The organism is Photorhabdus sp. HUG-39 (assembly GCF_963878365.1).
In the GTDB taxonomy this organism is placed as follows: Bacteria; Pseudomonadota; Gammaproteobacteria; order Enterobacterales; family Enterobacteriaceae; genus Photorhabdus; species Photorhabdus kayaii.
Genome location: NZ_CAWNWY010000041.1, coordinates 1 through 20,146 on the forward strand (window position 1 = coordinate 1; position 20,146 = coordinate 20,146).

Genomic DNA, 20,146 nt, shown 5'->3' on the forward strand with positions numbered 1-20,146 from the left:
CGGTAAAACTCAGTATCTGCTGAGTACGGCGGTTAAACAGGCGCAGTTCGCCGCTCAGTTGCCCGTACAGCAGGTAATGCCCGGCATGGAGGTTGACTGAGAAGACGTTTTCCGCCGGGGTATGGAAGGTGTAAATCACCCCTTCGCCGTCGGTGAAATGAGTCTCCTCGCCGTCGCGGCGCAGGTGCTGCGACCAGTCATCGGCCCATTTGGGGCCGAACAGCCCGGCCAGGGCGGCGGTGGAGCGGTAAGTCCGGTTCAGGGTCAGCGGCAGCACCCCCGGCAACGCCAGCACCGGCCAGACCTGTAGGAAGTCGCCGGTCGCCACGTCTACCGGCTCCCCGGCTTTGCTGCAAAGCTGACGGTCACAGCCGGTTTTTTTCACCGACGGGGCAGGTTCCGCCCCGGATTTGGCTTTGCCGCCGTTGCCTTTCCGGCCAAGCGGCAGCGGGAGCACGCCGGCAATGGCGACCAGCCAGCGCAGGTCTTTGTTGTTGGCGGTCAGGATAGTCAGGGCCTCACCGGTTTGCGGGGTGATGGCAATTGAGGCCGCCGCGCTGTTGATATTGGCGTCGCAGGCGGTGCGGTGGCCCAGCCGGGCAATCGGCTTGCCGTTGGCAAACACCGTTTTGGCGCCTTCGGCAATCACCACCGGGCCGGGGTGGTCGCTGCACGCAATTTTGTCCCCTTGCCGGGCCACCGGCTGACCTTCAAAAAAGACATTGGGCGAGCCTTCGACAATCTGGCCCTTATTCGCCCCATACTGCCCGAGTGCCGCGCCCACGGCCGAGACCAGTCCGCCGACAAAACCGCCTGCCAGCCCGGCCGCCGCCCCGGCCACCACGGCCATCGCCAGGCCGCCGGTCGCCACAATTAACCCGCCGACGGCCACCGCCGCCAGCGCGCCGAGCACCACGCCGCCCAGCGCCCCCCATAATCCGGCGCTTTTATTCTGGTGGGCAATCGCATCCCCCAGGCGGGCCGGGGCCTGGCCTTCGGTAGCGACGGTGCGCAGGCCCATGTGAGGGCCTAGAATCCCCATCACGCCATGCGTAAGGCTTTCGCCGATATCATTGCCTATCTGCGCCCCCAGCTTCCCGGCGGCCACCCCGGCGACCAGCGGGAGGGCGGCGGAGGCGCCGCCTACCGCAACGGTATACGTTATCGCCGCCGCCAGCGAATGACGCTGAAAATCCTCACTTTCCAGATAATTCAGCGCCGTATCGGCCGACGCGCTGCCTTCGGTCGGCGGCGGAGCATTCCCCGTTGAGGTCGTCTCTGGTCTGGTTGCGCGCTGCGCGGCACCGGCCCCCAGCCAGGCCATCATCAATACACTCATGACCCCTCCCGGACATTATGGCTCATCACTAAAACGGGGCTGAAACGAGGTCATGATAGTGAGCCGCTGTTTTAGCTGGATTGAGGGCATGTTGCATGTTAGACCGCCAGCGCTTTGAGCACTCAGGCGGTCAGAGATTTGTTCGGCGCTAAATCGCCTGCATTGGTTTTTTTGGAATGACATCACGCTTCCCTTATCATTTTTGAGGTTTACAACGCACAGCACAGTTGCCCGGCATGCGGCGCGTAGTTATAAGCTACCCAGGGTCAAAGAGCCTCAGGCAAGTTACGTCAGAACTATAAAGGCGCTAGCAGTCTGTTGTTGATGGTCTTATTGATAACCTGTATTGAACAGGCAACATCGGGGATATTCCATTGCTGCTTAAGAGTACAGTTAAGATAACTAATAAGTCGTTTTATTTGTTTAATATCCAATCAAGAACTTATAACAAAAAACTTATGTTGTCCCGTCTGTTTGGGTGATGAATATTTGATTAACATTAATAAATGTGATGTGTGTCGCAAAAGTTTTTTTAAACCAAACCAGCAGCGTTAATCAAAAATTCGATTTAAGTGAAGCTCAGATTAATTAATATTCATCAAATTCGTCAATGGTCACTTGCAGCGATAACAATTTCCCATTGCGCAATAAAGTGACAGGAACAACGCTGCCGGGGCGTATTTCAGCGACTTGATCCATTGTTTCAACCGCAGAAATAGCGGGTTTGTTATTGACACTGGTAATGATATCACCCACTTTAATACCGGCTTTTTGCGCTGGCCCGTTTGCAGTCACCTGAAATACTCGTAATCCCTGAATCTGGTTAATATTGCCGTTAGAAGAGCGAATATGTGGCAGCTCTTGTGACGTTATGCCGATAAAACCCCGGATAACCCGTCCGTCGCGGATAAGTTTTTGCATAATTTTAGTGGCGAGTTCAGTCGGAATAGCAAACCCCAATCCTTCTGGCGTTTCACCATTTTCACTTTTATCGAATGATAATGTATTGATACCCACCAGCTCACCAAGGGTGTTAATCAGCGCTCCGCCGGAGTTACCTTGATTAATGGAAGCATCAGTTTGGAGAAAGTTTTGGCGGCGGGTAGGGCTTAATCCAACGCGACCGGTAGCGCTAATAATCCCTTGAGTAATGGTTTGCCCCAAGTTGTAAGGGTTACCAATGGCTAGAACGACATCTCCCACATGCGCGATTCTATTTGGATTAATCGTTATGACAGGCAGGTTCTCGGCATTAATTTTCAGGACAGCAAGATCCGTTAAGCTATCAGAACCTATGACCAGAGCTTCATAAAAATGACCGTCTTGCAGTGCAACAATAATTTGTCCTGCATTATTAATGACGTGTTTATTGGTAAGGATGTAGCCCTTATCGCTCATGATGACGCCGGAACCAAGGGTATGGTTTTCCCGACCTTGATGAGAAAAACTCCCCATGTTGCTGCTGTAGACGTTAACCACGGCGGGCGCCGCCCTGCGGACACCTTTATTAAAGCTGAATGGAATTTCGTCATTACTGTTGCTGGTAATTGCAGATATCAGCCCGCTAGGGCGCAGCGATGGAATGGTAATTAGCAAAATTACAGCTACAAGTAATCCTAAAAAAGCAGAGCGCAGCAACTTGGCAATCATGGGTATTATTCAGTGTGAGTTAATGAGTCATGGCAGGATAACATAGAAATTAACAGACACCGCATTATGCTGTATCTACTTTTAGCGCTTCGATTATCACTATTGAGTTTTCATTAATCATAAAACGAAAAAATTTGTACTGACAGTTTACGAGGGTATTAAACTTTTTTTATCGCATTTTGCTACAACCGGAGGGGTTTTAACGCTGTTTTCACTATCTTTAACTTTTCGTTTTAGCGCTTTTTATTTACTTCGTCATGTTGAGATTCACTCAGATTAAATCATGTGAGGTGTCGTTTTTCATATCGTTTGAAAGCAAGGCGTGACAGAAATTTTCACTCATTCACGTAAGATAAGGTACGCTTTATCTGCATATGATAAAACAGTCGTTAAAAAACCGTTTATGGTCTATCAGTGTAGTTTTAAAATCTGGAAAAAATAGTAAGCGTATTATGAAAAAACAGGTAAAAACTTTAATCATTAAAGGTGAAAATAAGTGATTAAGGCTTTTTTAAAATGGGTAAAAAATTCGACGTTATACTGGCATTGTAAGAGAAAACATCAGGAAAAACCGGTCTTGAATTGATTAATAAAGTGACAGCGTTAATCCAATAATAAGAATAAAAATATTTAACAGGATTAACCAAATTAAGCTAATGTGCTTAAATAAGTGGTTTTGTATGGGTTGTAAGGCGTTTATGAAAAACAGAGTCAATCATTAAAGAAAATCGATAAACCTTTAGGTTGACTAGATTATACCCTATGGATTTCAAGATGCATCGCGACGGCAAAGGAGTGAATCCCCGGGAGCATAGCGAACTATGTGACCGGGGTGAGCGAGTGCAGCCAACAAAGAGGCAACTTGAAAGATGACGGGTATAGCAGTATTAAATATTGAGCTTAAATACTATTAGCATATTTGTTATCTGCTCTGGTTTTAAAGTTGAAGAGTCAAATACGGGAAAAGAGAAAACCTAAACATCAGTTTAATGAAAATGGGAAAGTTAAATACGTATCAGGAAACGAAAAATCATTAGGTTTATAAAAACTGCTTAATCAAAACCATCTATTGGATGCATTTTTGCTTTAAAAAATAGGAAAACCCCAGGAATGATAATTGTTTTACAGATGCCATCTTTTTTAACATGGTTAACTTTCTCTTTTTACTTGTATTTCCAGTTATTAGTGAATGCAAGCATTTTTTATCGGTAATTAACTCATCTGAGGATTTAAAAAGTAGGTATCCCATTAATGCCAACTTTTTAAAAAGTGCAGAGTAAATAAATATGCTCTATTCCTTACTATGAACATTTAAAAGTGAGAATGCAGAGAAATTAAAGGTTTTATGTGAAAGTAAAAGGCGGATTTAACTCAATGATGCATTTTTTATAAGAACAGTTAATTACATTTAATCAAATGCTATTAACCATTAACAGAAAGAGGCAACTTGAAAGATGACGGGTATAAACATAACGCAATAAAAAGAGGAATAAAACGGTTAATGTGGTAGGATTTAACTTCTAAATATAAAATTGATTATCCGAAAAAACATAAGGGGTATCTTTAATATCATCAGGCTATTTACTGGCATAATTTATGCCGTGAAATAAAGGGTGGTAATCTATAGAAATCTCTCAGGATTGAGAGTAAACAACATCAGAAAAGATAAAAAAACAGATATGATTAACGTTTGTTAAATGTAAAATACGATATGCCATGATGATTAAACTTAATAAAAAGCAGGTGTTAAGAGTGGTAAAAACAACGGTTAAAACCTTATACCGATTAAAATCAGAGGTTAAAACAATGGCTTATACCCTATGGATTTCAAGATGCATCGCGACGGCAAGGGAGTGAATCCCCGGGAGCATAGATAACGATGTGACCGGGGTGAGCGAGTGCAGCCAACAAAGAGGCAACTTGAAAGATGACGGGTATATATTTTTTCATAACTTAACGCGTCCTTCTTCCACAATATCCAGCCGTTCGGTTAAAAAGCCAGAGTTAGCTTTTTCTTGTTACAAAAAGGAATTCCAACAGGATTTAACCGGCCGCAGAATAATGATATCGTCTTCACGAATAATCTCCAATTCGTTTACTCCCTCGAAATCGAGGTCGCGAGGGATATCAGCGATTTAAGACACAGCTTTATGCTGTGTCTTAAATGGAATGAGATCGATTTTTACTAAAAGTATTAATTTCTCAGTAACAGATAGATACTCTCTTCTCCGCGAAGGATGTTCAGCGCTATGACGGGTGGTTTAGAATCAATAACTTTGCGCAGTTCATTAATATTCTGTACCCGTTCATTATTGATCCCAACAATCAGGTCATTTTTCTGTAAGCCAGATAACGCCGCCGGTGAGTTTTGAGCAACACTATCGATTTTCACACCGTAAGTCCCTTTCACTTCACCATTGCTTAGGGTTGCACCTTGCAGGGCAAGAGTTAGATTTCCGGCTTTGGTTGTTTGACCTTCACTGTTTTCCAGCGTAACAGAAACCTCCATTGGCTTACCTTTACGCAATAAACCAATTTTAATTTCTTTACCTGGTATCGTTGTGCCGATTTTGGCTTTCAGTTCAGCAAAGCTACTAATCTTCTTACCGTCAACGGAAATAAGAATATCGCCGGATTTAATACCTGCTTTCGCTGCTGCGGATTTTGGTAATACTTCACTGACAAATGCTCCGCGCTGGGCGTCAATATTGAATGCCTTAGCGATATCGGAATTCATTTCAGTGCCTTTAATACCGAGAATACCGCGTTTTACTTCACCATGCGCGATAAGCTGCTCGCTCAGGGTTTTTGCCATATTACTTGGGATAGCAAAGCCGATACCGATGTTACCACCACCTGGGGCTAGAATAGCGGTATTGATACCGATTAATTCACCATTCAAATTAACCAGTGCGCCACCGGAGTTGCCACGGTTAATAGAGGCATCTGTTTGGATGAAGTTTTCCAATCCTTCCAGATTCAAACCGCTACGCCCTAACGCAGAGATAATGCCGGAAGTTGCAGTTTGACCAAGGCCAAATGGATTACCAACTGCAACAGCGAAATCACCAACTCGGAGCTTATCAGAATCGGCCATAGTAATTGCAGTTAAATTCTTAGCATCTTTCAGTTGCAGTAAGGCAATATCGGTCTGAGGATCGCGGCCTAATAATTTGGCTTCATATTCGCGGCCATCATTCAATTGCACACGGATTTTATCTGCATTTTCAATAACGTGATTGTTGGTTAATATATAACCTTTGGCAGCGTCAATGATGACACCTGAACCAAGCCCTTGGAATGGGCGGGTACTTTCACGGCCCATGGGTAGATTTGGACCAAAGAAGAATCTGAATTCTTCAGGTATACTCTGTTCCTGTTGTACCTGCGTACCAGAGACATGCACGCTGACAACGGCTGGCAGGACTTTTTCAAGCATCGGTGCGAGGCTTGGCAACGCCTGACCGGCGATAGCAGCAGGCAAAGCAGCCTGGCTAATCGTAGGGACAGAAATTGTAGACAATCCGATACTGATTGCTAATGCACTAAGGAATAAGTGTTTTCTTTTCATCTAATTTTGTTCTCTTGTATACCTAAGCCGAAGGCTAACTGAGTTAATTCTGGCAAGCTGCCATGATTACTCTATGACTGTTAATTATTAAATAAAGTTCATCGGGCAAACAGATTTAGCATGATTCTTTACAGGTATTTACATGATTGAAAAACAAAAAAACAAAACTTGTAGGTAGATAATAGCTTTTACATTTGAATTAATGCTGTGGCACACGATGTGCCACAGCAGGGTATTTACTGGTTTTTTTCATTCATCGGACGAAACAGGCCGGAAGCGCTATCGGAATAATCTCTTGGTGGCATTTTAACCGGAGATTGATCATTATCCGCTTCTGACTCAGTCAATCGATAATTAAATGGATTTTCTTGTGCTGGCATATTTGGCATCAGTTCATGAGAGCTTTTAGCCATATGTTGATATAACTGACGATAATCGCGAGCCATATTGTCGAGTAATTCTGCGCTACGGGCAAAATGACCAACTAATTCTTTACGGTACTCTTCCAGTTCTGATTTATTATTCTCCAATTCAGTTTGTAAGGCTTTCTGCTGGCGCAGCTTAGTGTTACCAAAACGCATAACTAGCGCTCCGATAGCAAAACCAACCACCAATCCAATCAGTGCATACTCCCAAGTCATAGTCATAGCTACTCCTTCATCGACATCGTTGTTCCGCAGAATGTTTCACTTAATTATCGTCACTATAACCGTTAATCTAGTTAGAGTGGAATATTGATCATGATTTACATTTGCTTGTATACCCGTCATCTTTCAAGTTGCCTCTTTGTTGGCTGCGCTCACTCACCCCGGTCTCATCGTTCTCTATGCTCTCGGGGATTCGCTCCCTTGCCGTCGCGATGCATCTTGAAATCCATAGGGTATAGATCTTATTGTGGACCTTAATTGTAGACAATTGATCCGATAATAAGGTCAATCTGAATCTTGACATCCTCCCCGCCCAAAGGACGAGGATTCCTACTATGTTCAGACCGAAGTCTAAATCATTTCGGTGGGTTCCTGCTTCAACGGGCGGTCTGACTGCACCCTCCCTCCACAGGCAAGCACGGCATGCCCTGCCGCTAAAATATTGCGCGTTCCGTTGATATCGGCGTTTGCGGTATAGCCACATGCCTGACACTCGAATTTATTCTGTGACTGGCGGTTTTCTTTTGCGGTATGACCACAGCAAGCACATTGTTGACTGGTATAGGCTGGCGCTATGGCTAATACCTGACCTCCGCGCCAGAGCTGCTTATACTCAAGCTGACGGCGCATTTCATACCAGCCCTGATCCAGTATCGCGCGGTTTAAGCCTGATTTTGCTCGTACATTGCGTCCAGGCTGTTCTGTCGTTCCTTTCGCCGATTTTGACAGGTTTCTGACCTTCAAGTCCTCCATGACTATCATTGCGTGGTTTTTGCTGATTGTCGTGGTGACTTTATGAAGATAGTCCTTGCGTATGTTGGCTATATGGGCGTGCAGTTTCTGAATTTTTCGTTTCTGTTTCTGCCAGTTAGCGCTGAACTTCACTTTTCGGCTTAACTGACGCTGGAGTCTCGCCAGCTTATGCAGGCTGGTTTTAAAACTGTTTACAGGCTCGTATACCGTGCCATCTGAAAGGGTGGCCAGTTTTGCTACCCCCGCATCAAGCCCCACCATTGATGAGGATTCATGCCGGGGCTCTGTCGTCTCATACTCTGTCTGGAGGCTGGCGTACCATCTGCCGCATGACTGGCTGACGGTGACGTTCTTCACTTCACTGATGACTTCACGGCTGCTGTGATAGCGTAGCCAGCCCAGCCTGGGAAGAAAAATACGGCTGTTGGCCTGATCCAGTTTGACACCCTGTGGATAGCGGAAAGCATCGTGACATCCCCGCTTTTTGAAACGGGGAAACGCGGCTCGCTTTTGAAAGCAGTTTTTGTAGGCTCGCTCCAGATCTTTAAGAGACTGCTGCAAGGGCTGTGATGGGGCGTCTTTAAGCCATGGTGTCTCGGTGTCAGATTTCCATGCAATGAGCCATGATGCCATTTTTGGATAGGGAATGTACTTATTTCCCGATTCAGAGTTTTCATTTTGGTGAGCCAAAGCCCGATTGAAAACAAAACGACAAGCTCCAGCGAAGCGTCGCATATCACGCTCCTGCTGACCATTGGGTCTTAACTGGAATTTGAAGGCTTGTAATCGTTTCATCCCCGCCATTATACTTTGGTCTATGAAAAATGAAACGGATATTCGCCGTGGAAGACACTGTATTTTCCTGATGCACGTCCACTTGGTATTTGTCACAAAATACAGGCGAAAAATATTTGATCAGGATGCGATTGAAAAGCTACGAGGCTATTTTGCCCGTGTCTGTGCCGATTTTGCTGTTGAACTGGTTGAAATGGATGGCGAACAAGATCATGTTCACCTGCTAATTAATTACCCCCCTAAATTGGCAGTATCTAATCTGGTTAACAGCCTCAAAGGGGTATCGAGTCGATTGCTTCGCCGAGATCGTCCTGATATTGCACAGCGCTATTACTACAAAGGTGTTCTTTGGACACCGAGTTATTTTGCGGGTAGTTGTGGCGGGGCGCCAATATCAATCATTCGCCAATACATTGAGCAACAGCAAACACCGAGTTAGTCTGAATACCGCGCCTTATATCACCGCCCTGAAGGACCGGGGTTTTACGGCGCATCGGATAAAAACGATAAAAAACGGGCGATTATTTTAAGGATTGTTATTGTTATGCCATCATTGACTACCCCTTCATCATATTATCAACAAGCCCTTTCTGAGGGTAAATACCAACCAGATGATGTTCAGCGCCAAGTTGTAGCGCAATTGGATACCATTCACAATACTCTGATTAATGCTTCTCCCAGTAATCCCGTGAGGCGACAAAGCTTGAAAAGGCGTCTGAGTAAACTGTTAGGAAAGCAGGCTTCAATGAGCTGTGCGCCTGTTCAAGGGCTTTATATGTGGGGGGGCGTGGGTAGAGGGAAAACTTGGTTAATGGATATGTTTTACCAGAGTTTACCCGGTGAAAGAAAACTACGCTTGCATTTCCATCGTTTTATGCTGCGGGTACATGAAGAATTAAAGGTATTGCAAGGGCATGAAAATCCGCTGGATATTGTGGCTGATGGTTTTAAAACGGAAACAGATGTACTTTGCTTTGATGAATTTTTTGTCTCCGATATTACTGATGCGATGATTCTTGGTACATTGTTGGAAGCGCTGTTTGTCAGGGGGATTACCTTGATTGCAACGTCAAATATTCCTCCTGATGAACTCTATCGTAATGGTTTACAGAGAGCTCGCTTTTTGCCTGCTATTGAGCAGATCAAAAAATATTGTGACGTGATGAATGTGGATTCGGGTATTGACTATCGGTTGCGCACGTTGACTCAAGCTCATCTCTATTTCACACCGCTGAATGAAGATAATGAACGCGCGATGGATCAAATGTTTATTCTTTTGACCGGTAATAATAGTAGAGAACAAGCCTCTGTATTGGAAATTAACCACCGGCAGATGCCCGCGATTCGTCATGCTGATGGTGTATTGGCAATTGGATTTAAAGTTTTGTGTGAAGATGCGCGTAGTCAGATGGATTACATTGTTTTATCAAAACTTTATCACACGGTTTTGTTATATCAGGTTCCGGCGATAATGCCGGGTAATGAAAATGCCGCTCGCCGTTTCCTGGCGCTGGTTGATGAATTTTACGAACGCCGGGTAAAATTGATAATTAATGCGGCGGTGCCGATGGAGCAAATTTACCAAGGGGTGTTGTTGGTTTTCGAATACCAGCGTTGCTTATCCCGTTTGCAAGAGATGCAAAGTGAAGAGTATCTGAAATTACCTCATTTACCTTAATTTTGTGTTTACCCGTATATTTCAGACTCAAAACTGATTTTAAATATTCAAATTGGGGTCGATTTTTATTTTTGACTTCTCTATAATCTTGCGACCCCACGTTACGGCAATGTTTTTTTCCCAAAAACTTGCAATAGTGCCGGCATAGGCTATTCGAAGGGGTAGGTTTGCTGGACAAGAGTCGTGTGAACCTCAGCAAGTTTCTGAACCTTGAGTGTTCACCAACGTGTAACTTATTATTGGGTAAGCTTTAATGAAAACTTTTACAGCTAAACCAGAGACCGTAAAACGCGACTGGTATGTTGTTGACGCAGATGGCAAAACTTTAGGCCGTCTTGCAACTGAAGTGGCTAGTCGTCTGCGCGGCAAGCATAAAGCGGAATACACTCCGCATGTTGATACCGGTGATTACATCATCATCGTTAATGCAGAAAAAGTTGCAGTCACCGGCAACAAGCGTTCTGATAAAATCTACTATCACCACACCGGTCATATCGGTGGTATTAAGCAAGCGACCTTTGAAGAGATGATTGCCCGCCGCCCTGAGCGTGTAATTGAAATCGCGGTTAAAGGCATGCTGCCAAAAGGGCCGCTGGGCCGTGCAATGTACCGTAAACTGAAAGTTTATGCAGGTAGCGAGCACAACCATGCGGCACAGCAACCGCAAGTTCTGGACATTTAATCGGGATTATAGGCAATGGCTGAAAATCAATACTACGGCACTGGTCGCCGCAAAAGCTCTTCCGCACGTGTCTTTATTAAGCCAGGTAGCGGTAATATCGTCATCAACAAACGCAGTCTTGAAGTTTACTTCGGCCGTGAAACAGCGCGCATGGTTGTTCGTCAGCCGCTGGAGTTGGTTGATATGTTGGGTAAACTGGATCTGTACATCACTGTTAAAGGTGGTGGTATTTCTGGTCAAGCAGGTGCAATCCGTCACGGTATCACCCGCGCACTGATGGCGTATGACGAAACTCTGCGTTCTGATCTTCGTAAAGCTGGCTTCGTTACCCGCGATGCTCGTGAAGTTGAACGTAAGAAGGTTGGTCTGCGTAAAGCACGTCGTCGTCCACAGTTCTCCAAACGTTAATTTTTTGTCTTTATGGCAATTATTTAATGTGCAAACCCGTCTTTGTGGCGGGTTTTTTACTTAATTATCCACACACTTCCCCCAAAATGTACAAAATCTGGTAAACTAGTGCCAATTTTTGCCTCATCCATTTGTCTGCCTACTATTTGAACGGTAGTAATTACGTTGAAACGGTAATGACTGCGTTGAAACGAGAGTCATTGTGTTGAGTAGCGCATTCCGTATTCACCGTTGTGACGTAGAAACATAAAGGATGAGAATGAATGAGTAAGAATAGTCGTGGTCGTGTGGGGCTATTCATTCCCTTTTTAGATAAACTTGGAGGTTTTCATGGCTGTCGCTGCCAACAAACGTTCGGTAATGACTCTGTTTTCAGGCCCGGCCGACATTTTTAGCCATCAAGTGCGAATTGTATTGGCGGAAAAAGGTGTCAGTGTTGAAGTTGAGCAGGTTGAGGCAGGTAACCTGCCACAGGACCTTATCGATCTGAACCCTTATCAGACAGTTCCGACTTTGGTTGATCGTGAGCTGACGCTATATGATTCCCGCATCATTATGGAATATCTGGATGAACGCTTTCCTCATCCACCATTAATGCCTGTGTATCCAGTTGCCCGTGGTTCCAGCCGTTTGATGATGCACCGCATCGAAAAAGACTGGTATTCCCTGATGCATACTATTGAGGAAGGCAATTCTCAAGAGGCCAATACTGCCCGTAAACGATTAGCAGAAGAGTTGCTAGCAGTGGCGCCAATATTTAAAGAGATGCCATTCTTTATGAGCGAAGAATTCAGTTTGGTTGATTGTTATCTTGCTCCTTTACTGTGGCGTTTGCCGGTATTGGGTATAGAATTACCGAGTTCTGGTACTAAAGATTTACAAATTTACATGCAGCGTGTCTTCGAGCGTGATGCATTCTTGGCTTCATTAACCGAAGCTGAACGTGAAATGCGCTTGCAATCCAGGAGCTGATTTATGGAGCTGTCTCAAATGTCTCCCCGTCGTCCTTATTTGTTGCGTGCTCACTACGAGTGGTTACTCGATAATGATATGACTCCGCATCTGGTTATAGACGTGACTTTACGTGGAGTTAATGTACCAATGGAATATGCCCGTGATGGGCAAATTGTGCTGAATATAGCGCCGAGAGCTGTTGGTAATCTTGAGTTAACCAATGATGAAGTACGCTTCAATGCCCGTTTTGGTGGCGTTCCCCGTCGGGTTAATGTACCGATGGCGGCAGTTATTGCGATTTATGGCCGTGAAAATGGGGCGGGAATGATGTTTGAGCCTGAAGCAGCTTATAAAGATGAATATCTTTTTAAATCCGCTTCAGATCAGGATAAGGCTGATACCTCTGCATCCGCGACAGATAATCTGGTATTAGTTACGGATGCATTGCCCGGTGCTGGAGATGATAATGGAGCTTCACCTGATGATGAGCCACCAAAACCGACGAGAGGGCGCCCTGCTTTACGGGTAGTAAAATAAGCGTTAAAAAGAGGGGGCGGTTTGCCTCCTTATTTTTTTTCAAATTCATTGATTAGAATTCTGTATTGTAGGCTTTTTCTAATTCCCAAAAACAATCTTCAGCTCTATTTTTAGCTTTGAAATCTGTGATAGCGCTTAAGCTCCTTTTAACCTTATTTACAAATTCTATTTTATTCTCTCTGGTCCCCAGTTCTGGTGGGATTGTGCAGATATCGGCCAATGATATATTGTTTTCTTTATCTACGTTAGCAAGGACTTCAGCAGGATTATTAATTAATGCTAAGGATAATGCGTAGTGAACTTCTTTGGCAAAACCTAGGTGTATGCTTTGCGTTAATTTAAAAGCCAGTTTTATCCATTTACTATCACCAGTAGAAATGTTGTGAGTGATTTCTTGTTTGGCTCCTATTTCACCTAATTCTGCCACTACAGAATTGGTACCTCTATTCATAATTTCTTTATTAATATTTTCAGATGTTAAGGGCTGTGATAAAGCAAGTGCTGTATGACTGATAAACAGCATTGGAGATAATAAAGTTAAGGTTTTTATTAGCTTCATTAATATTTCCAGTATTTATAGTTGAATAAGCATCGTGATATTTGTGTCGGTTAATTGGAATGTTTTATTTAAGACCCACACTAATGAGAATGAATATTCCAAAATATTATGTACGACAGTAATAAGTGTGGAATGTTCATTAAATTCACTTACTTTTTTGTGTAAGGGTAATCCAATTAATATAAGTTATCGAACTGATGATAGAAAGAGTTGGGAGCTGAAAAGCTCCCTTGGTTGATTAGATGTTGAGATAATCAAGAATGCCTTGCGCGGCTTTACGCCCCTCGGCAATTGCGGTTACAACGAGATCTGAGCCACGAACAGCATCTCCACCAGCAAATATCTGCGGATTGCTAGTTTGAAAGGGAGTGTCTGAGTACTCTGGTGCGACAATACGTCCTTGTTTATCCAAGGTTACTTGGTGATCACTTAGCCAGTTCATGGTATGTGGTTTAAAGCCGAATGCCATGATCACTGCATCGGCCTTAAGCAGGTGTTCCGATCCTGCGATAATTTCAGCTTGGCGGCGTCCATTTTCATCAGGTTGACCTAATTGAGTCCGTACCATTTTTATGCCACAAACTTGACCTGAATGGTTGATTTCAATCCTGACCGGTTGCAGATTAAACAGAAATTCCACACCTTCTTCCTTGGAATTTTTGACTTCACGCTGAGAGCCTGGCATGTTGATTTCGTCACGACGATAAGCACAGGTAACTGAAGCTGCTTTTTGGCGAATAGCCGTTCTGACACAATCCATTGCAGTATCACCGCCACCAAGCACCACGACCCGCTTACCTTGCATATTGATGAAAGGTTGCGATTGTAGGGCGGGATAACCCATCAAATGTCGGGTATTGGCAGTCAGAAATGGCAGCGCATCATAAACACCATCAGCATCTTCATTTGTCAGCCCCCCACGCATTGACTGATAGGTTCCTACACCAAGAAATACCGCATCAAACTGCTCAGTCAGTTCAGATAAGGCAATATCTTTGCCTATTTCAGTATTGAGCCGGAATTCAATTCCCATCTCAGAGAAAATTTCACGGCGGCGTATCATGACCTCTTTTTCCAGTTTAAACGCCGGTATGCCAAAGGTGAGTAATCCACCGATTTCCGGGTGACGATCAAAAACAACGGCTTGTACGCCATTACGAGTCAATACATCAGCACAAGCTAACCCAGCAGGGCCTGCACCAATAATCGCAACCTGTTTGCCCGTTGGCTGAACTTGTGACATATCGGGCTTCCAGCCCATAGCAATCGCTTTATCATTGATGTAGCGTTCAATATTACCAATGGTTACTGCACCGAACTCATCATTCAGAGTGCAAGCGCCTTCACAAAGGCGATCCTGTGGACAAACACGACCACAAACTTCCGGCAGGCTGTTTGTTTGATGGGATAAATCAGCCGCTTCCATAATACGTCCTTCATTGGCAAGTTTAAGCCAATTGGGAATGTAGTTATGAACGGGACATTTCCATTCGCAATAAGGGTTACCGCAAGAAAGGCAGCGATCAGCCTGTGTCTGTGCCTGAATGGCTGAAAATGGCTCATAGATTTCCACAAATTCTATTTTACGGATTTTCAACGGCTTTTTAGGCGGATCGACGCGTTGTAAGTCGATAAATTGATATACATTCTGGCTCATCTTGGCTCCTTATTGCGCTTGAATTCGCAACTCTGCGGAAGAACGACTGCGATGTCCCAATAGGGCTTTCACATCACTGGATTTTGGCTTCACAAGCGCAAATTTGCTCAGCCACTGTTGCCAGTTAGCAAGAATATCTTCACCGCGCTGGGAGCCTGTCAGGTGGACGTGTTCAGTGATAAGCCCTCTCAAGTGCTCTTCGTGGATAGCTAAGGCATCTACTGCCAGTACTTCAACCAACTCTGGGTTAACCCGTTTGCGGAAATCATCATTTTCATCCAGGACATAAGCAAAGCCGCCGGTCATTCCTGCACCAAAATTTATTCCAGTGCGTCCGAGAATACAGACGATACCTCCTGTCATATATTCACAGCCGTTATCTCCGATACCTTCCACAACCGTGATAGCACCTGAATTACGAACGGCGAAGCGTTCTCCTGCTCGCCCGGCTGCAAACAGCTTGCCTCCGGTTGCACCGTAGAGACATGTGTTGCCAATGAGGGTTGCCTGATGGCTTTTGAAGGCAGAACCTACAGGAGGGTGTATGACAATGCGGCCGCCAGCCATACCTTTGCCGACATAATCATTGGCATCACCGATAAGCGTCAGCTCCAGACCGCCGGCATTCCAGACGCCAAAACTTTGACCGGCAGTACCATTGAAATGAATTTTTATGGGCGTTGCGGCGATCCCCTGATTACCATATCGAGCAGCGATAAAACCGGAAAGGGAAGCGCCCACTGAACGATCCGTATTACGGATATCGAAATAGAAAGTTTTACTTTGTTGGTTTTCAATATAGCTAGCGGCTTGAGCCAGTAAATTCTTATTCAGGACCCCATTATCGAATGGTGGATTGTTTTCAGTGCAATATAAGGCTTTGCCCTGATGGGGTTCTGCGGTTGCCAAGAGCGGATCAAGATTGAGTTTGCTCTGTTTTGCTGAAATACCTTCCAGTACTTCCAACAGGTCAGTTCGGCCTATTAAATCAGTTAGATTTTTGACACCCAATGTAGCCATGATTTCTCTGGTTTCACGGGCGATAAAGCGGAAATAATTCATTACCCGTTCAGGTAATCCGTGGTAGTGGTCGCGACGTAATTTCTCATCCTGAGTGGCAACCCCGGTTGCACAATTATTAAGATGGCAAATACGCAGATATTTGCATCCAAGGGCAACCATTGGCCCAGTACCGAAACCGAAACTTTCAGCGCCAAGAATGGCCGCTTTAATAATATCTACGCCTGTTTTCAACCCGCCGTCAACTTGTAAGCGGATCTTATGACGTAATCCGTTAGCAACTAGCGCTTGTTGGGTTTCCACCAGCCCCAATTCCCACGGGCATCCTGCATATTTCACCGATGACAATGGACTGGCACCGGTACCGCCGTCATAGCCTGCGATAGTAATTAAATCGGCATAAGCTTTGGCAACGCCAGTGGCAACAGTACCAACACCGGGTTCTGAAACCAGTTTTACTGAGATCAGCGCATTGGGGTTGATCTGTTTTAGATCGAAAATCAACTGAGCTAAATCTTCAATAGAGTAAATATCGTGATGTGGTGGTGGAGAAATAAGTGTTACGCCGGGGACGGAATAACGTAGTTTTGCAATGTACGGTGTTACCTTATCACCCGGTAATTGCCCACCTTCTCCGGGTTTAGCGCCTTGTGCGACTTTAATCTGAATCACATCAGCGTTGACCAGATAAGCCGGTGTCACACCAAACCGACCGGAAGCAACTTGTTTGATACGGGAAACCTTTTTTGTTCCATAACGTGCGGGATCTTCTCCACCTTCGCCGGAGTTGGAAAAACCACCTAACGTATTCATAGCTTCAGCCAGAGCTTCGTGTGCTTCCGGGCTTAATGCTCCAATCGACATCGCTGCGGTATCAAAGCGTTTAAACAGCTCTTCGGCAGGTTCTACTTCTTCAATAGGTAGAGGTTCACCTTTTGTTTTTATCGCCAGCAAATCACGGATTGTGGTAATTGGACGCTGATTAACCAAACGAGAATATTTCAAGTAATCGTGATATTCGCCACTATGAACCGCAGACTGTAAAGTGCTTATCACATCTGGGTTATAAGCGTGATATTCGCCGTTATGAACATATTTCAGCAATCCGCCCTGATCGAGTGGTTGACGAGCAAGCCATGTACGTTTAGATAAGTTTTGCAGATCCTGCTCGAAATCGCTGAAATTAGCACCGCCAATTCGGCTGACGACGCCATTGAAGCAGAATTCAGTTAATTCGGAATGTAAGCCGACAGCTTCAAATAGTTTAGAGCAGCGATAGGAGGCGATAGTCGAGATGCCCATTTTCGACATGATTTTATATAACCCTTTATTAATACCATTGCGGTAGTTAAGCATGACATCAGCATAAGGTTTATTAATTGTGCCATTATCGACCATTTTGGCGAGGGATTCATAAGCCAGGTAGGGATAAATCGCTGTTGCACCAAATCCCAGTAGTACAGTGAAATGGTGTGGATCACGGGCACTCGCTGTTTCTACTATCAAGTTGGTATCACAGCGTAGGCTTTTTTCTACCAAACGGTGTTGAATAGCGCCAACGGCCATAGGCGCTGGTATAGGTAACTTCTCCGACGTAATGTTGCGGTCAGATAATACCAACAATACCGCACCATCTCTGGCGAGTTGTTCAGCCTGATCACACAATGCAAACAGGGCATTTTGCAGATTGGTTTCTTGTGGATTGAAAGTTAAGTCTAATTGTTCTGCGCGATAGTGTGGACTTTGCTGCGTTATTAATTGGTGAAAGTCAGAGTAGAGCAGAATAGGAGATTTAAAACTTAATCGGTGTGCCTGTCCCTCTGCTTCACAAAATACGTTCATCTCCCGCCCGATGCAGGTGGTGAGAGACATAACATGTGCTTCGCGTAGTGGGTCGATTGGCGGATTAGTGACTTGAGCAAATTGCTGGCGGAAATAGTCATAAATAATCCGTGGGCGGCTGGAAAGGACGGCAAACGGCGTATCATCTCCCATTGAACCGGTTGCTTCCTGACCATTCTCTCCCAGGACTCGGATGATTTGATCTAGCTCTTCGTTGCTGTAGGCAAATTGTTTGTGATAGACCGCTAAGGATTGATCGTTCAGATCCCGATGACCAGTTTGATCTTCCAGTAATTCTTCGAATGGGGTCAGACGCTTGACGTTTTTATCCATCCATTCTTTATAGGGATGGCGGCTTTTCAAGTCATTGTCTGTTTCTTCTGCATGCAGGATGCGGCCTTGGCGGGTATCAATCACGATAAGTTCACCGGGACCAACTCGCCCTTTTTCCACCACTTCATCTGGTTGATAATCCCAGATACCGACTTCGGAAGCACAGGTGATCAACTTATCTTTGGTGATAACATAACGGGCTGGGCGCAAGCCATTACGATCCAGATTACAGGCAGCGTAGCGTCCATCTGACATAACGATACCCGCGGGGCCATCCCACGGTTCCATGTGCATAGAGTTGAAATCAAAAAAAGCCCGCAGATCTTCATCCATATCAGGATTGTTTTGCCATGCGGGAGGAACCAGCAATCGCATAGCACGGATTAAATCCATTCCGCCGTTGAGAAACAGTTCCAGCATATTATCCAGCGAGCTGGAATCTGACCCTGTTTCATTGACAAAAGGGGCGGCAGTGTGCAGATCGGGAATAAGCGGTGTCTTGAATTTATAGGATCTTGCTCGTGCCCACTGGCGGTTACCGGTGATGGTGTTTATTTCACCGTTATGGGCAAGATAGCGGAAAGGTTGTGCCAATGGCCAGCGCGGGACGGTATTGGTTGAAAAGCGTTGATGGAATAGGCAAATTGCCGATTCCAAACGTAAATCAGCCAGATCGGGATAGAAACGGGGCAAATCTGCCGCCATGCACAGCCCTTTATAGATAGTCACTAGATTAGACAAACTGCAAACATAAAAGTCGCTGTCATTGATGCGTTTTTCTATTCGTCGGCGAGCAACGAACAAGCGGCGTTCTAAATCACGTGCACGCCAGCCAGCCGGAGCATTAACAAAAATCTGTTCAATATGAGGGAGGCTTGAAAGGGCTATTTCGCCCAGAATATCACTGTTGATGGGGACTGCACGCCAGCCAACGACTGACAGGGTTTCATTTTGTAGCTCTTGTTCGATGATTGCCCGGCAGTTTTGTGCAATCTGAGGATCTTGGCTGAGAAATAGCATACCGACGGCGTAATTGCGGGCTAAATGCCACTCTTGCTCCTGTGCGACCATCCGAAAAAAGCGGTCAGGTTTTTGCAACAATAAACCACAACCGTCACCGGTTTTGCCATCTGCCAGGATTGCCCCACGATGTTGCATTCTGGCCAAGGCATGGATAGCGGTACGTACTACTTTGTGGCTTGGCTCCCCTTCAATATGGGCTATCAGTCCAAAGCCACAGTTATCCTTTTCTTGAGATTTGTTATATAGCATAGTGTGAACCTCCCGAGGTTCTGTCCGACTCTCACAGAAACTCACAGACATTTGTGAGATTAATATTTTTTACTGGCGTCTGAATTGCGCCCTCAATCAACCACCACTTGTTTATTTGTGATAAACAGGTGGTGACTTAAATGATATTGTGTCACTGCATAATTATGGTTCAGATGAGAATCTGACAGATGATTTCCAGTGACGACTTTCCAAGTTAACTAGAAATATAAATCAGGTCAAATATCACCGGGATAAGATAAGGACAGGTGACAAGTAAAGTTAATGCTATGATTTATAAGTGGAAAAATTAACATTAGTGTTGTGTGATATAGATCATGTTAGGATTTTAATGTGATTTATATCACTAATATTCGTGTAATATTTGTTTTGTATATGCTGTTAAACTTTTATTTATTAGATTTAAAATCTGACTAATGTTAACTTTACGG

The 20,146-nt window shown here is 44.9% G+C and carries 15 protein-coding genes and 1 pseudogene; 6 read left to right on the plus strand and 10 right to left on the minus strand.

The features are described from left to right. From AAC155_RS20535 to AAC155_RS20565, 7 genes and pseudogenes are all read right to left on the minus strand, one after another. The coding region (locus AAC155_RS20535; protein ID WP_191214961.1) for a PAAR domain-containing protein at positions 1–1,339 on the minus strand (1,339 nt) is incomplete at its 3' end. 588 nt (positions 1,340–1,927) lie between these two features. Beyond that, entirely contained in the window at positions 1,928–2,989 is a 1,062-nt protein-coding gene (gene degS, locus AAC155_RS20540; protein WP_113043943.1) for an outer membrane-stress sensor serine endopeptidase DegS, read from the minus strand. Positions 2,990–4,935: 1,946 nt separating this feature from the next. Continuing rightward, positions 4,936–5,124 (minus strand): annotated as a pseudogene (locus tag AAC155_RS20545) (type II toxin-antitoxin system VapB family antitoxin). A 59-nt stretch (positions 5,125–5,183) separates the two neighbouring features. Continuing rightward, positions 5,184–6,560 carry a serine endoprotease DegQ gene (gene degQ, locus AAC155_RS20550; protein WP_113043944.1) on the minus strand — a complete coding sequence of 459 codons (1,377 nt, stop codon included), beginning with the start codon at positions 6,558–6,560 and terminating at the stop codon, positions 5,184–5,186. Positions 6,561–6,796: 236 nt separating this feature from the next. Continuing rightward, positions 6,797–7,201 carry a Z-ring associated protein ZapG gene (gene zapG / locus AAC155_RS20555; protein WP_113043966.1) on the minus strand — a complete coding sequence of 135 codons (405 nt, stop codon included), beginning with the start codon at positions 7,199–7,201 and terminating at the stop codon, positions 6,797–6,799. Between the two features lie 97 nt (positions 7,202–7,298). Further along, positions 7,299–7,511, minus strand: a complete 213-nt coding sequence (locus AAC155_RS20560) for a hypothetical protein (protein ID WP_146748132.1) — start codon at positions 7,509–7,511, stop codon at positions 7,299–7,301. Positions 7,512–7,558: 47 nt separating this feature from the next. Continuing rightward, entirely contained in the window at positions 7,559–8,755 is a 1,197-nt protein-coding gene (locus AAC155_RS20565; protein WP_113043945.1) for an RNA-guided endonuclease InsQ/TnpB family protein, read from the minus strand. A 22-nt stretch (positions 8,756–8,777) separates the two neighbouring features. On the opposite strand from AAC155_RS20565, the gene tnpA reads away from it, so the two are divergent. The 6 genes from tnpA (at position 8,778) to sspB (ending at position 13,014) form a co-directional block, all read left to right on the plus strand. Continuing rightward, positions 8,778–9,194 carry an IS200/IS605 family transposase gene (gene tnpA, locus AAC155_RS20570; protein ID WP_113043946.1) on the plus strand — a complete coding sequence of 139 codons (417 nt, stop codon included), beginning with the start codon at positions 8,778–8,780 and terminating at the stop codon, positions 9,192–9,194. A gap of 105 nt (positions 9,195–9,299) precedes the next feature. Beyond that, positions 9,300–10,433, plus strand: a complete 1,134-nt coding sequence (gene zapE, locus AAC155_RS20575) for a cell division protein ZapE (protein ID WP_113043947.1) — start codon at positions 9,300–9,302, stop codon at positions 10,431–10,433. Positions 10,434–10,686: 253 nt separating this feature from the next. Then, positions 10,687–11,115 carry a 50S ribosomal protein L13 gene (gene rplM, locus AAC155_RS20580; protein WP_112878885.1) on the plus strand — a complete coding sequence of 143 codons (429 nt, stop codon included), beginning with the start codon at positions 10,687–10,689 and terminating at the stop codon, positions 11,113–11,115. A gap of 15 nt (positions 11,116–11,130) precedes the next feature. Beyond that, entirely contained in the window at positions 11,131–11,523 is a 393-nt protein-coding gene (gene rpsI / locus AAC155_RS20585) for a 30S ribosomal protein S9 (protein WP_011148146.1), read from the plus strand. Between the two features lie 330 nt (positions 11,524–11,853). Next, the gene (gene sspA / locus AAC155_RS20590; RefSeq protein ID WP_058589205.1) at positions 11,854–12,495 is read left to right on the plus strand and encodes a stringent starvation protein SspA; all 642 of its coding nucleotides are present in this window, start codon (positions 11,854–11,856) and stop codon (positions 12,493–12,495) included. A 3-nt stretch (positions 12,496–12,498) separates the two neighbouring features. Continuing rightward, positions 12,499–13,014 carry a ClpXP protease specificity-enhancing factor gene (gene sspB / locus AAC155_RS20595; protein WP_113043948.1) on the plus strand — a complete coding sequence of 172 codons (516 nt, stop codon included), beginning with the start codon at positions 12,499–12,501 and terminating at the stop codon, positions 13,012–13,014. 52 nt (positions 13,015–13,066) lie between these two features. On the opposite strand, the gene AAC155_RS20600 is transcribed toward sspB, so the two are convergent. The 3 genes from AAC155_RS20600 to gltB all read right to left on the minus strand — a co-directional run bounded on the left by AAC155_RS20600 (position 13,067) and on the right by gltB (position 19,697). Beyond that, the gene (locus AAC155_RS20600; RefSeq protein ID WP_113043949.1) at positions 13,067–13,573 is read right to left on the minus strand and encodes a hypothetical protein; all 507 of its coding nucleotides are present in this window, start codon (positions 13,571–13,573) and stop codon (positions 13,067–13,069) included. Between the two features lie 238 nt (positions 13,574–13,811). Continuing rightward, on the minus strand, positions 13,812–15,230 hold the full coding sequence (locus AAC155_RS20605; protein ID WP_113043950.1) for a glutamate synthase small subunit: 1,419 nt from the start codon (positions 15,228–15,230) through the stop codon (positions 13,812–13,814). A 9-nt stretch (positions 15,231–15,239) separates the two neighbouring features. Continuing rightward, positions 15,240–19,697 carry a glutamate synthase large subunit gene (gltB, locus tag AAC155_RS20610; RefSeq protein ID WP_113043951.1) on the minus strand — a complete coding sequence of 1,486 codons (4,458 nt, stop codon included), beginning with the start codon at positions 19,695–19,697 and terminating at the stop codon, positions 15,240–15,242. Positions 19,698–20,146: the final 449 nt, after the last annotated feature.